The sequence below is a fragment of the Streptomyces sp. AM6-12 genome (genome assembly GCF_044327085.1).
Taxonomy (GTDB): domain Bacteria; phylum Actinomycetota; class Actinomycetes; order Streptomycetales; family Streptomycetaceae; genus Streptomyces.
Genome location: NZ_JBIQWN010000001.1, coordinates 1,075,896 through 1,088,413 on the forward strand (window position 1 = coordinate 1,075,896; position 12,518 = coordinate 1,088,413).

The following is a 12,518-nucleotide window of genomic DNA, read 5'->3' on the forward strand; positions in this document are numbered from 1 at the left end:
AACCCGGACTCTCTCGGTAAGAAGCTTGCTGTTCAAGTAAGAAGCTTCTCAGATGACCGGAGGACGGCCCAGCCGGGTGAGCCGCCAGACCGTGCGCCAGCGCATCGGACGGCGCGGACCGCAGGACGTGGTCCAGCCCTCCTTGAACCCGCCGAACCAGGCCTTCAGGGCCGGCCGCGAGGGGCGGCGGGCCAGCGTCAGCAGCAGCCAGACCCCCAGGTAAACGGGGATCAGCGGGGCGGGGAGGTTGCGCCGGGCGAGCCAGACGCGGTTGCGGGCCACCATGCGGTGGTAGACGGCGTGCCGGGAGGGCGCGGTCGTCGGGTGGTACAGCACCATGTCGGAGCGGTAGTCGATCAGCCAGCCGGCGTCCAGCGCCCGCCAGGCCAGATCGGTCTCCTCGTGGGCGTAGAAGAACTCGTCGGGCAGCCCGCCGACCTCGGCGAACACCTTGGTGCGCACAGCGTTGGCGCCGCCCAGGAAGGTGGTCACGCGCGAGGAGCGCATCGGGTCCGAGGCGCGCAGCCGGGGCACATGGCGGCGCTGCGTCTCGCCGGTCTCGGGGTCGGCGATGCGGAAGCTGATGATGCCCAGCTCCGGGTCGGCGGCGAAGGCCTCGCGGCACAGCTCGGCGGTGTCGTGCCGGGCGAGCAGGCCGTCGTCGTCCAGGAAAAGCAGGATGTCGACGTCCTGGCCGCCGGGGCCGAACGCCTCTATGCCGACATTGCGGCCACCCGGAATGCCGAGGTTCTCCGGCAGTTCGACGGTGCGCACGCCCTCGGGCACCTCGGGCACCGGGGAGCCGTTGCCGACGACGACCACCTCGACCCGGTCCCCGTCCTGCCCGGCGACCGAGTCGAGCAGGGCGCGCAGTTCCCCGGGCCGGTTGCCCATGGTGATGATGACGGCGCCGACCCGCATGGCCGCGCTCACTTCAGCCTGCTGGAGGCGAGGATGGACACCAGGTGCAGCAGCGTCTGGAGCAGGGCGATGCCGGCGAGGACGGCGGTGCCGAGCCGGGTGAAGAACAGGTCGCCGTGGATGTGGTCCGCGATGGCGAGGAGCACGATCAGCAGCGAGGCCTCGATGCCGAGGATGAGCCGGTGGAACTTCAGCGCCGAGGCGGCCCGGCGGGCCAGCGCCATCCCGGAGGAACGCGGCTCGGCGGCGGCCTCCTGCACCGGCGGCCTGCCGGTCTGGTGCCGGGCCACGCCGACCAGGTCGGTCTCCGCCTTGATCAGGATCGCGCCGAGCGCGGCCAGGGTGCCGAGGAAGGCCCACAGCCAGTCGATACGGCCGCCGCCCCACAGGTCGGCGGCGCGCAGCCCGAGGCCGACCAGCACGGCCGCGTCGGTGAGGTAGGCGCCGACGCGGTCCAGGTAGACACCGGCGAGCGAGTACTGCTTGCGCCAGCGGGCGATCTCGCCGTCGACGCAGTCCAGCAGCAGGTAGAGCTGGGTGGCGACGACGCCGAGGATCGCGCCCCAGATCCCCGGCACCAGCAGGGCCGGAGCCGCGAGCACACCGCACAGGGTCATCAGGTACGTGAGCTGATTGGGCGTGACCCTGGTGTTCACCAGGTAGCGGTCGATGCGCAGGGAGACCTCGCGCATGTAGAGGCGTCCCGCCCAGTGCTCACCGCTGCGCCGGTCCTTCACCCCTGCGGGGTGGACGACCGGACGGAGTTCAGCTACCGATGGCCTTGACATAGTCGGCGTAGATGTCCTTGATCTGGGTCGGCTTGAGGTCGAGGTGTTCGAGGATGGTGTAGCGGCCCGGCCGGGTCTCCGGCGCGAACTCCACGGCGCGGACGAACTCGTCCACGGTGAAGCCGATCTCCTCCGGCAGCACCGGAAGTCCGTGCCGGCGCAGCACCCCGGCGGTGTGCGCGGCCTCCTCGTGGGCCCCGCGCAGATACATGGCGAAGGCCGCGCCGAGCCCGCACTGCTCGCCATGGGCGGCGGCGCGCTTCGGGAACAGCAGGTCGAAGGCGTGGTTGATCTCGTGGCAGGAGCCGGAGGAGGGCCGGGAGTCACCGGAGATCGACATCGAGATGCCGCTGAGCACCAGCGCCTCGGCGAGCACCTGGAGGAAGCCGTTGTCGCCGATGCCGCCGGGGTGCCGCAGCACCGCCTCGCCGGCCTGACGGGCCATGGCCGCGGCGAGACCGTCGATCTTCTCGCCGTTGACCCGGTGGGACAGCTCCCAGTCCGCGATCGCGTTGATGTTGGAGATGGCGTCGCCGATGCCGGCCCGGACGAAGCGGGCCGGGGCCGCGCGGATCACGTCCAGGTCGATGACGACCGCGATCGGGTTGGGCACGCCGTAGGAGCCGCGTCCCGCGTCGTTGTCCAGGGTGGCGACCGGCGAGCACAGGCCGTCGTGCGCGAGGTTGGTGGGCACGGCGACCAGGGGCAGGCCGATGCGGGCCGCGGCGAACTTGGCGCAGTCGATGATCTTCCCGCCGCCGAGCCCGACCACCGCGTCGTAGTGGCCGGACTTCATCTCGCCGGCCAGCCGGATCGCGTCGTCCAGGGTGCCGCCGCCCACCTCGTACCAGGACGCGCCGGGCAGCGAGGGGGCGAGGCGTTCGCGCAGCTGGGCGCCGGAGCCGCCGCTGACGGCGACGGCGAGGCGTCCCGACTGGGAGATGCGCTCGTCGGCGAGGACACCGGCCAGGTCGTCCAGGGCACCCGGACGGATGTCCACGACGACCGGCGAGGGGATCAGCCGGGTCAGTAGCGGCACGCGATCTCCCGCCCCTTGGCCAGGTCGTCGTGGTTGTCGATCTCGACCCAGTCGACGTCGCCGATGGGCGCCACGTCGATCCGGAAGCCGCGGTCGACCAGTTCCTGGTAGCCGTGCTCGTAGAACTGCTGCGGGTCGGTCTCCCAGACCGTCTTCAGCGCGTCGCCCAGCGCCTCGGCCGCGTCGCCCTCGATCAGCGTCACACCGATGTACTCGCCGGTCGCCTCGGCCGGGTCCATCAGCTTGGTGATCCTCGTCATCCCCTTCTCGGGGTCGACGACGACCTTCATCTCCTCGTCCGCCAGCGACTTCACGGTGTCGAGCGCGAGGATGATCTTCTTGCCGTCACCGCGCGCGGCCAGCAGCGTCTCCTCGACGGAGACCGGGTGCACGGTGTCGCCGTTGGCGAGGATCACGCCGTCCTTGAGCGCGTCCCGGCCGCACCACAGGGAGTAGGCGTTGTTCCACTCCTCGGCCTTGTCGTTGTCGATCAGCGTCAGCTTCAGGCCGTACTTCTCCTCCAGGGCGGCCTGGCGGGCGTAGACGGCCTCCTTGCGGTAGCCGACGATGATCGCGACCTCGGTGAGGCCGATCCGGGCGAAATTGCCGAGGGTGAGGTCGAGAACCGTGGGCTCGCCCTCTATGCCCGCGGGCCCCACCGGCACCAGCGCCTTGGGCAGGGTGTCCGTGTAGGGGCGCAGACGCCGTCCGGCGCCGGCCGCCAGCACGAGGCCGATCATGCGGTTTCTCCTTCATCGTGTACGGCGGGCGCCCCTGCGGACACCCAGAACCGGATGCTCTCCGCGAGCACCACCAGGGCGACGACCACGGCGAGTACCGTGAGCGCGGCCGTGAACTGCGCGGCGGTGAGCGCCGCGGCCAGGACGGTGACGAGCAGGGTGCGCCCGTCGTGCCCCCCTATGGAGCGCACCAGCCAGGCCGGCGGCGCTCCGGCGTTGCCGCGGATGCGGTACACCGTGTCGTAGTGATGGTAGGCGACCGCCGCCACCAGCCCGAAAGCCGCGGGAAGCGCTCCGTTCACGTCCGCTTTGCACGCGAGCGCGAGGACGGTGCCGTACTCGGCGGCGCGGAAGAACGGCGGGACCAGCCAGTCGAGGGCGCCCTTGAGCGGGCGGGCGACGGCGAGGGCCGAGGTGAGGACGTAGACCAGGGCGCCGATCACCGGCAGCGCCGAACCGTGGCCGCAGAAGGCCGAGCAGGCGACGACCGCGGCGCCGCCGAGCAGGGCGACGACGGGCACCGCGAGACCGGGCAGTCCGCGCCGGGCGAGGCGCCGGACCGCCTCGGTGAGCGGGCCGCAGTCGGCGAGGTCGGCCAGCGCCTGTGCGGCGCGGTCGGTGCGGTGCGCCCTGCGGGTCAGCGAGCGCAGCACCCGGCCGGCGGTGGTGTACGCGGCGGCGAAGGCGCAGCCGACGAGCAGCGCGTAGAAGGTGATCCGGGGGGTGGTGAACGCGGTCAGGACCGCGATCATCGCCCAGCGCTCGCCGATCGGCAGCACGATCATCCGGCGCACCCACACCGTCCAGCCGACGCTGTCCAGCTTGTCGGAGAGGGCGGCGGTGGGGCTGGTGTTGGCGGTGGCGTCGTGGTTGGCCTCGTTGAAGGAGAAGTCGACCACGTGCCGGCAGGTCTGGAGGACCATGGCGCCGAGCGCGAGCGCCCAGACGTCGTCATGGCCGCCGCGGGCTGCGCCGAGGGCGAGTCCGGCGTAGTAGGCGTACTCCTTGGCCCGGTCGAAGGTGGCGTCGAGCCAGGCGCCGAGCGTGGAGTACTTCAGGGCGTAGCGGGCGAGCTGGCCGTCGGTGCAGTCCAGGGCGAAGGAGGCGATCAGCAGCACGCCGGCGGCTATGAAACCGCCGCGGCTGCCGGTGGCCGCGCAGCCGGCCGCGATCAGCGCGGTGAGCAGCGAGGCGGTGGTGACCTGGTTCGGGGTCAGGCCGCGGCGCGCGCACCAGCGGGCGATGTAGCGCGAGTACGGGCTGACGCAGTACGTGGTGAAGAAGCCGTCGCGGGACTTCACGGCCGACTTCAGACGTACGGCCTCGTCGTCCACGGCGGCGACGGCCTGCCGCGCCTCGTTGCGGGCCTGCGGGTCGGCGGGTACGACGGCGACGAGGCTGCCCAGCTCGGGGCGGTGGACCTCGCTGCCGTCGGCGTCCAGCTCGGTGACGATCCGGTCGGCGAGGCTGCCGACGGTGACCGCGGTGCCGCCGCCCGAGGAGGTCTCGCGGGCCACGGCGCGGGTCAGCGCCTGCCGGGCGGCGGGCTGGGCGGTGACGGCGCCGGGTACGGCGGCGAGCGGGAAACGGGGGTCGGTCAGGCCGAGCCGCAGGGCGTGCACATGACCGACGAAGCCGGCGTCGACCACGGCCACGCGGTCACCGGCGGGGGCGGCGGCCAGCAGGGCCTCGGTCTCGGCGGTGCTCTCCGCCATCCGGACGTCGAAGCCGAGGAACCGCAGATCGCTTTCGAGCGACGATCCGGGGACCGGCTGACCGGTGACGATGGCGGTCGGCAACCGTACTCACTCCCTGGGTGCCGGCGCGTCGGCGCCGGTCTTCTGCATGGTGGGGCGCCCCTTGCCTGCGGCAGCCGGGCGGCATGTCGGCAGAGGGTATCGGATGAACCGAAGCCCGTGTTCACCGGCCGTTCACGGCCTGTCCCGCGTCCGGGGACCGGCCCTTTGCCGCGATCATCATGGGCGATCCGGCCCCGCCGCCACAAACCGCGGCCGCAGATTCGGGCATCCGGGACAGGGGCGTCGACGTGGGGTACGCGAACGGTCGCCGAGGGCTACCGGGCCGGCCGCCGATCACCCGCACGGCCACGAGCGGCCGACCCCGCGGAGCATAAGGTGGGGAAGCATGACCTGGCTGATCACCGGCGGTGCCGGATATATCGGGGCGCACGTGGCACGCGCCATGGCCGGCGCCGGCGAGAAGGTCGTCGTACTGGACGACCTCTCCACCGCCGTCCCCTCCCGGCTCCCCTCCGGCATCCCGCTCGTCACCGGCTCCACCCTCGACGCGCCCCGCCTGCGCGAGGTCTTCGCGGCGCACGGGGTCACCGGCGTCGTCCACCTCGCCGCCCGCAAGCAGGTCGCCGAGTCCGTCGCCGAGCCCACCCGCTACTACCGGGAGAACGTCGGCGGCCTCGCCACCCTCCTGGACGCCATGGCCGCCTCGGACGTGCGCCGGCTGCTGTTCTCCTCATCCGCCGCGGTGTACGGCAACCCGGACGTGGACCTGATCACCGAGGACACCCCCTGCGCCCCGGTCAACCCCTACGGGGAGACCAAGCTGGCCGGCGAGTGGCTGGTCCGGGCGGCCGGGCGGGCGTACGGCATCTCGACCGTGTGCCTGCGCTACTTCAACGTGGCGGGCGCGGCGGCGCCGGAACTCGCGGACACCGGGGTGTTCAACATCGTGCCGATGGTCTTCGACCGGCTCACCCGCGGCGAGGCCCCCCGGATCTTCGGCGACGACTACCCGACGCCGGACGGCACCTGCGTACGGGACTACATCCATGTGGCCGATCTCGCCGAGGCCCACCTCGCCGCGGCGCGCCGCCTCGCCGGTGCCGGTCCGGCCGGTGATCTGACGCTGAACATCGGCCGCGGCGAGGGCGTTTCGGTGCGGGAGCTGATCACGGTCATCGGCGAGGTCTCCGGCGACCGCCGGGAACCGGTCGTGGAGCCCCGCAGGCCCGGCGACGCGCCCCGCGCGGTCGCCTCGGCCGAACGCGCCGCCCGGGAACTGGGCTGGCGCGCCCGCCGGGACGTCCACGAGATGGTGCGCTCGGCCTGGGAGGGCTGGCGACTGCACCACGCGAAGTAGCCCGCGAGGAGTCTCCCAGGCGACCCGCACCGCCCTGACCAGGCCCTGACCAGCGGATCGTTTCCGCAGGTCAGAGCACATGACAACGGTGTTCAGTGCCGCGTTGCCCCATACCCCCCGCCCGTAGTTGACTGGGCTCCCGGACGACCACGGAAGGACGGTTCCGCCATGGGGGCTGGGCACGATCACGGGCACGCACACACCCACGCACCGCCCACGGGCACGGCCGCGGCCGCCTACCGCGGCAGGCTGCGGATCGCCCTCGGCATCACGCTGACGATCATGGTGGTGGAGATCGCCGGCGGTCTCCTCTCGGACTCCCTCGCGCTGATCGCGGACGCCGCGCACATGGCGACCGACGCGGTGGGCCTCGGCATGGCGCTGCTGGCGATCCACTTCGCCAACCGCCCGGCGAGCGCCAACCGCACCTTCGGCTACGCCCGCGCCGAGATCCTCGCCGCCCTGGCCAACTGCCTGCTGCTGCTCGGCGTCGGCGGCTATGTGCTGTACGAGGCGGTCCAGCGGTTCGTCACCCCCGCGGACACCCACGGCGGTCTGATGATCCTGTTCGGCGCGATCGGCCTGGTGGCGAACTCCGTCTCGCTCGTCCTGCTGATGCGCGGACAGCAGGAGAGCCTGAATGTGCGCGGCGCCTTCCTGGAGGTCGCCGCCGACGCGCTGGGCTCGGTCGCGGTGATGATCTCGGCCGCGGTGATCCTGCTCACCGGCTTCAGGGCCGCCGACCCGATCGCCTCGCTGGTCATCGGTCTGATGATCGTGCCGCGCACGCTGAAGCTGCTGCGGGAGACGCTGGACGTGCTGCTGGAGGCGGCGCCGAAGGACGTCGACATGGCGGAGGTCCGGGCGCACATCCTGGCGCTGGACGGCGTGGAGGACGTACACGACCTGCACGCCTGGACGATCACCTCCGGGATGCCGGTGCTCTCCGCGCACGTGGTGGTCAGCTCGGAGGCGCTCAGCGCCATCGGGCACGAGAAGATGCTGCACGAGCTCCAGGGCTGCATCGGCACGCACTTCGACGTCGAGCACTGCACCTTCCAGCTGGAGCCGGGCGGACACGCGGAGCACGAGGCGCGGCTCTGCCACTGAGCCGGAGCCGCGGGCGCCGGGCGGCGGGCGGGATCGGCAGGGCCGTGCGACCCGGAAGCCGTTCATCCGTTCGACGGCACCCGGACGGTTCCCTTCCGCGAGGTGGGGGCACGATGATCTACCGGGTCCCCCTTCCGGCGCCGTCGCACGCTCTGACATGCGGGTGTGCCGGGAAGTGCCGGGAGTGCCGGATTCGTACGGCAGACTTGGGGGGCGAAGACCGAGGCGAAGGATGGGTATGCCGATCACACCTGCCACCGAGACGCACAGCTCGACGAACGGCGCCGCTCAGGCGATCCTGCTGGAACTCGTCGACGAAAAGGGCGTGACCATCGGCACCGCGGAGAAGCTCGCCGCCCATCAGGCTCCGGGGCAGTTGCACCGCGCGTTCTCGGTGTTCCTCTTCGACGAGCAGGGCCGGCTGCTGCTCCAGCAGCGGGCGCTCGGCAAGTACCACTCCCCCGGCGTGTGGTCCAACACCTGCTGCGGCCACCCCTACCCCGGTGAGGCGCCGTTCGCCGCCGCCGCCCGGCGGACGTACGAGGAGCTGGGCGTGTCGCCCTCGCTGCTGGCCGAGGCGGGCACCGTGCGCTACAACCACCCGGACCCGGCCTCGGGCCTGGTGGAGCAGGAGTTCAACCACCTGTTCGTCGGCCTGGTGCAGACGCCGCTCGCGCCGGACGCGGAGGAGGTCGCCGCGACCGCCTTCGTGACCGCGCAGGAGCTGGCCGAGCGGCATGCCCGCGACACGTTCTCGGCCTGGTTCATGACGGTGCTGGACGCGGCCCGCCCCGCGGTCCGGGAGCTGACGGGCCCGGCCGCGGGCTGGTGACGCCTTCCCGGCGCCCGCGGCCTCGGCGGTGTCCGCGGCGTCGGTCTAAGGGGACGCGGGCTTGAGCGGCAGGGCGGCCCAGATCACCTTGCCGCCGCTCGCCGTGTGCTCCACCTCGACCACCCCGCCCGCCTCTCGGGCCACCTCGCGCACCAGGAGCAGCCCCCGCCCGCCGGTCCGGCCGTGGTCGGCCTCCAGGGCCGTCGGACGGTAGGGGTGGTTGTCCTCCACGGCCACCCGCACCCACTCGGCGCCGACCGCGACCTCCACCGCCAGCACGGGCGACAGCAGGGCCGCGTGCTTGACCGCGTTCGTCACCAGCTCCGAGACGATCAGCAGCAGGCCCTGCACCAGGTCCTCGGAGACCGGCACGCCCTGGCGCAGCAGCAGGTCCCGCACCGCGTGCCGGGCCTGCGGAACCGAGGCGTCCACCGCGGCCGCGGTGAACCGCCAGACGCCCTCGTACGGCAGTGGGCGGGGCGCCCGCTCGGCGCCTCCCGCTGGGCGCGGACCGTCCTCGCGCCCGTGGTTGTCCATCGTCTGGTCGCCACCCTCGCGCTCGATTGTCACCACGCACCGAGTGTTGGCAACGACCGGCTCCGCCCCGGACACCTGAACAGAAGTCGCCGGGTATCGAGCGCTTTCCGACCGACTGCTACCGACTGTTTATGACAACGTCACGTGTCGGACTGCTTTTCACGCCTGCTTCTCACGGCTGCCGCTGCTCGCTGACGAGGCCGACGATCCGGCGGCCGCCGTAGCCGGTGGCGACCAGGCCGAGGCCGTCGAACAGCAGGGCGAGCGAGAAGAAGGCACCGATGACGTACTGGCTGCTGCCGGGCCAGTGGGCGAGGACCAGGATGCCGAGCAGCAGGTCGAAGACGCCGAGCAGGAGGGTCCAGCCGAACTGGGGGCCGCGCACGACCATGCTGCCGACCATCCGGAAGAGGCCGGCGGACAGGAACAGCAGCGCGGCGAACATGGTGAGCGCGGCGGCGGCCGCGTGCGGCAGCCGGATGACGACGACGCCGGCCGCGATGTTCAGGGCGGCCACGATCACGCCGAGCCAGAAGTAGCTGGTGCCACGGGCCTGGATCGCGTGCAGCAGGCCGACGATCCCGCCGATCAGCAGCAGCCAGCCGAACAGCAGCATCGAGGTGAGCGTGGCGACCCCGGTGTAGACGAGCCCGACGATTCCGGCGAGGACGAGGATCACGCCGAGCACCGCGAGCAGGCCGAACCCCTGGCGCATCGATGCCGCCCTGTCCTTGGGCTTTCGCGCCCTGGCCATCGCCACCTCCTCGGCAATCCCCCAGGCCCCCGCTACGGGCATTCTCCCCCTTTGTCCCCCTCCCCGGCGGGGTCGTAACTCCGGGAGGCGGGCGGATAGCATCCCGCGCATGGAGCCCCAGCTGTCCCACCAGGTCACCGACTCCGTCGCCACGGTCGTGATCGCCCATCCGGCCAAGCGCAACGCCATGACGGCCGGCATGTGGCGGGCGCTGCCGCCGCTGCTGGCCCGGCTCGCCCGCGATCCCGCGGTACGGGCGCTGGTGCTGACCGGCGAGGGCGGCACCTTCTGCGCGGGCGCGGACATCTCCACGCTGCGGGGGTCGGCCGGACCGGCGCAGGGGCTCGCGGTGGCGGCGGAGGAGGCGCTGGCCGCGTTCCCGAAGCCGACCGTGGCCGCGGTGCGCGGGTACTGCGTGGGTGGCGGGGTGCAGCTCGCGGCGGCCTGCGATCTCCGGCTGGCCGAGGAGGGCGCCCTGTTCGGGGTGACCCCGGCGCGGCTCGGCATCGTCTACCCCTCCTCCTCGACCCGCCGTCTGGTGTCCCTGGTGGGCCCAGCGACCGCCAAGTACCTGTTGTTCACGGCCGAGTTGATCGACACGGAGCGCGCGCTGCGCACGGGTCTGGTGGACGAGGTGCTGCCCGAGGGCGAACTGGACAAGCGGGTCGCCGAGTTGACGCGGACGCTGGTCGCCCGTTCGGGGCTCACCCAGGCCGCCGCCAAGGAGTTCGCGGACGGCCGCGAGGACCGGGACGCCCACTGGACGGAGCAGGCCCGCACCGCGGGTGACACCGCGGAGGGCGTGAGCGCCTTCCTGGAACGCCGCTCCCCGCACTTCACCTGGACCCCGCCCGCGTGAGGCGGCCGCGCCGCTCATCTGGCCGGCGTGCGGGTGGGGAACGAGCGGACACGGCTGATCGTGCTGCGCGGCAACAGCGCCTCGGGCAAGTCGTCGGTGGCGGCGGGCGTGCGCCGGACCGTGCTGCGGGAACGGGACCCGGCCGGGGGCGGCGAACATCGGGCTGATCGAGCTGACCGCCCGGTACGCCCTGGACGCCGGGCACCACGTCGTCGTGGAGGGCATCCTGGACGCCGGCCGGTACGGCGCGATGCTCGCCCGGCTGCGCGCCGACCACCGCGGGCCGACGTACGGCTACTACCTGGACCTGTCCTTCGCCGAGACCCTGGCGCGCCACGCGACCAGGCCGATCGCCGGGGAGTTCGGCGAGGAGCAGTGGCGCACGGCCGTTACTCACTTTCGGGTGAGCGCGGGGGCGCGCAGGGGCGCGAAACCGCAGGAAGAGGGCGCATTCAGGGCATAAATGGTTGCTACAGGCGACTGTTACGGAAGTCCCTTATATACGTAATGCCACCCGCGTGTCCCCCGTGTCGGCAGGGCGCGGGTCGCAGGGTGTGGTCGTGCGGCCGACCGGTCGCACGACCACACCCTTGTGAAGGGGGACCTCGTGTCCGTTCTCGCCTCTGTCCGCAGACTGACCGCCGCCGGTGTCCTGGCCGCCGCCGTCGTGGGCACGGCCGCCCTGCCGGCCGCCGCCGCACAGCCGGTGGCCCGCCCGCACCAGGCCGCCGCCACCGACGCGCGGCACTTCCCGTACCCCGGCGACCGCTGGGGCCGCGACCACCGGCGCGGCGGGGACCACCGCGGCGACGGCCGGCGGTTCGGCCACCGGCACGGCGGCGACGGCCGCTTCGGCGACCACGACCACCGAGGGCATCGCGAGCACCGCGGGTACTGATCCTCCGCGTGTGCGGAGCCCCTTGGCGGCTATGAAAGGTTGAAACGCCCGCCCGCCCGCAGTTCCTCGACGAGATGGGCGGGCGCCTTCTCGGGAGACCCGGCGTCGTAGGGCGGCTGCGGGTCGTACTCGGTCCACAGCTGGACGGCCTGGGCGTGTTCGTCGCCCGCGATCCGGCCGACCAGGGTGAGCGCCATGTCGATGCCGGAGGAGACCCCGGCCGCGGTGACGTACTTGCCCTCGGTCACCACCCGCTCGCCGGTGGGCCGGGCGCCGTACTTCTCCAGCATCGGCAGCACGGTCCAGTGGCTGGTGGCGCGGCGGCCCGCCAGCAGCCCGGCGGCGGCGAGCAGCAGCGAGCCCGAGCACACCGAGGTCGTCCACGTGCTCGTGGTGTCGGCGGTGCGCAGCCAGCCCAGCAGGACCGGGTTCTCCAGCTGGGCCAGGGTGCCGAGGCCGCCGGAGACGACGACGATGTCCGGGTCCGGCAGCTCGTGCAGGGCCCGGTCCGCGGTGAGGGCGAGGAAACCGGTCTCGGTGCGGACGGGCCCGGCCTGCTCGGCGACGAAGGTGAGGCGCACGTCCGGAAGGCGGCTGAGGATCTCGTAGGGCCCCACGACATCGAGGGCGGTGAAGCGGTCGTAGACGACGACGGCGATCTGCACGGTGAGTCCTTTCGTGGTCCGGCCGACAAGAGTGGCGGTCGGCCGACGGTGATCGGCGGTGACGGTCGGCCGACGGTGATCGGCGGTGACGGTCGGCCGACGGTGATCGGCGGTGACGGTCGGCCGACGGTGATCGGCGGTGGGTGGTGGCGCTCGGCCTGCGGTGGTCCGCGGTCGACGGCGATGATCTCCGGCCGTCGGTGGCGGTCCCCGGCCGATTGGTGGCCCCCGGTCGGTGGTGGTCTCTGGGCGTCGTTG

Annotated in this window: 13 protein-coding genes and 1 pseudogene; 6 read left to right on the forward strand and 8 right to left on the reverse strand. The window is 72.6% G+C overall.

Annotated elements, in window-relative coordinates; translation table 11 throughout:
* Positions 1–48: 48 nt before the first annotated feature.
* Genes ACE4Q9_RS04820 through ACE4Q9_RS04840 form a run of 5 tightly spaced genes read right to left on the reverse strand, consistent with a single transcriptional unit; the run spans position 49 to position 5,287 of the window.
* Positions 49–933 (reverse strand): glycosyltransferase family 2 protein, encoded by an 885-nt coding sequence (locus ACE4Q9_RS04820; RefSeq protein ID WP_397982968.1) that lies wholly within the window; start codon positions 931–933, stop codon positions 49–51.
* Positions 930–1,709: a CDP-alcohol phosphatidyltransferase family protein gene (locus tag ACE4Q9_RS04825; protein ID WP_397982969.1), complete on the reverse strand. Its 780-nt coding sequence runs from the start codon at positions 1,707–1,709 to the stop codon at positions 930–932. Before ACE4Q9_RS04825 ends, ACE4Q9_RS04820 begins: the two co-directional genes overlap by 4 nt.
* The gene (locus tag ACE4Q9_RS04830; RefSeq protein ID WP_397982970.1) at positions 1,687–2,748 is read right to left on the reverse strand and encodes an iron-containing alcohol dehydrogenase family protein; all 1,062 of its coding nucleotides are present in this window, start codon (positions 2,746–2,748) and stop codon (positions 1,687–1,689) included. The genes ACE4Q9_RS04825 and ACE4Q9_RS04830 overlap by 23 nt, the downstream gene beginning before the upstream one ends.
* A complete protein-coding gene (locus ACE4Q9_RS04835; RefSeq protein ID WP_397982971.1) occupies positions 2,736–3,488 on the reverse strand; it encodes a sugar phosphate nucleotidyltransferase in 753 nt (250 codons plus the stop codon). Before ACE4Q9_RS04835 ends, ACE4Q9_RS04830 begins: the two co-directional genes overlap by 13 nt.
* Positions 3,485–5,287 carry a DUF5941 domain-containing protein gene (locus tag ACE4Q9_RS04840; RefSeq protein ID WP_397982972.1) on the reverse strand — a complete coding sequence of 601 codons (1,803 nt, stop codon included), beginning with the start codon at positions 5,285–5,287 and terminating at the stop codon, positions 3,485–3,487. Before ACE4Q9_RS04840 ends, ACE4Q9_RS04835 begins: the two co-directional genes overlap by 4 nt.
* Positions 5,288–5,633: 346 nt before the next feature.
* On the opposite strand from ACE4Q9_RS04840, the gene galE reads away from it, so the two are divergent.
* From galE to idi, 3 genes are all read left to right on the forward strand, one after another.
* Positions 5,634–6,605 (forward strand): UDP-glucose 4-epimerase GalE, encoded by a 972-nt coding sequence (gene galE, locus ACE4Q9_RS04845; protein ID WP_397982973.1) that lies wholly within the window; start codon positions 5,634–5,636, stop codon positions 6,603–6,605.
* A gap of 168 nt (positions 6,606–6,773) precedes the next feature.
* Positions 6,774–7,715: a cation diffusion facilitator family transporter gene (locus ACE4Q9_RS04850; RefSeq protein ID WP_397982974.1), complete on the forward strand. Its 942-nt coding sequence runs from the start codon at positions 6,774–6,776 to the stop codon at positions 7,713–7,715.
* 238 nt (positions 7,716–7,953) lie between these two features.
* Positions 7,954–8,547, forward strand: a complete 594-nt coding sequence (idi, locus tag ACE4Q9_RS04855; protein ID WP_397982975.1) for an isopentenyl-diphosphate Delta-isomerase — start codon at positions 7,954–7,956, stop codon at positions 8,545–8,547.
* A 45-nt stretch (positions 8,548–8,592) separates the two neighbouring features.
* Here idi and ACE4Q9_RS04860 read toward each other — a convergent pair whose 3' ends face one another.
* On the reverse strand, positions 8,593–9,084 hold the full coding sequence (locus tag ACE4Q9_RS04860; protein WP_397987121.1) for an ATP-binding protein: 492 nt from the start codon (positions 9,082–9,084) through the stop codon (positions 8,593–8,595).
* Positions 9,085–9,256: 172 nt separating this feature from the next.
* Positions 9,257–9,838: an HdeD family acid-resistance protein gene (locus tag ACE4Q9_RS04865; RefSeq protein WP_397982976.1), complete on the reverse strand. Its 582-nt coding sequence runs from the start codon at positions 9,836–9,838 to the stop codon at positions 9,257–9,259.
* Positions 9,839–9,947: 109 nt separating this feature from the next.
* Between ACE4Q9_RS04865 and ACE4Q9_RS04870 the strand changes: the two genes are divergently transcribed.
* The 3 genes and pseudogenes from ACE4Q9_RS04870 (at position 9,948) to ACE4Q9_RS04880 (ending at position 11,595) form a co-directional block, all read left to right on the forward strand.
* Entirely contained in the window at positions 9,948–10,697 is a 750-nt protein-coding gene (locus ACE4Q9_RS04870) for an enoyl-CoA hydratase/isomerase family protein (protein WP_397982977.1), read from the forward strand.
* 18 nt (positions 10,698–10,715) lie between these two features.
* Positions 10,716–11,079: pseudogene (locus tag ACE4Q9_RS04875) on the forward strand (kinase); the annotation flags it as partial.
* Between the two features lie 225 nt (positions 11,080–11,304).
* Entirely contained in the window at positions 11,305–11,595 is a 291-nt protein-coding gene (locus ACE4Q9_RS04880) for a hypothetical protein (RefSeq protein WP_397982978.1), read from the forward strand.
* 29 nt (positions 11,596–11,624) lie between these two features.
* Here the strand turns inward: ACE4Q9_RS04880 and ACE4Q9_RS04885 are convergent, their stop codons facing one another.
* Entirely contained in the window at positions 11,625–12,260 is a 636-nt protein-coding gene (locus tag ACE4Q9_RS04885; protein WP_397982979.1) for a DJ-1/PfpI family protein, read from the reverse strand.
* Positions 12,261–12,518: the final 258 nt, after the last annotated feature.

Coding starts and splice junctions, on each gene's coding strand:
- ACE4Q9_RS04825 (WP_397982969.1), bottom strand. CDS start 1,709: ATGTCAAGGCCATCGGTAGCTGAACTCCGTCCGGTCGTCCACCCCGCA.
- ACE4Q9_RS04835 (WP_397982971.1), bottom strand. CDS start 3,488: ATGATCGGCCTCGTGCTGGCGGCCGGCGCCGGACGGCGTCTGCGCCCC.
- galE (WP_397982973.1), top strand. CDS start 5,634: ATGACCTGGCTGATCACCGGCGGTGCCGGATATATCGGGGCGCACGTG.
- ACE4Q9_RS04850 (WP_397982974.1), top strand. CDS start 6,774: ATGGGGGCTGGGCACGATCACGGGCACGCACACACCCACGCACCGCCC.
- idi (WP_397982975.1), top strand. CDS start 7,954: ATGCCGATCACACCTGCCACCGAGACGCACAGCTCGACGAACGGCGCC.
- ACE4Q9_RS04860 (WP_397987121.1), bottom strand. CDS start 9,084: ATGGACAACCACGGGCGCGAGGACGGTCCGCGCCCAGCGGGAGGCGCC.
- ACE4Q9_RS04865 (WP_397982976.1), bottom strand. CDS start 9,838: ATGGCCAGGGCGCGAAAGCCCAAGGACAGGGCGGCATCGATGCGCCAG.
- ACE4Q9_RS04870 (WP_397982977.1), top strand. CDS start 9,948: ATGGAGCCCCAGCTGTCCCACCAGGTCACCGACTCCGTCGCCACGGTC.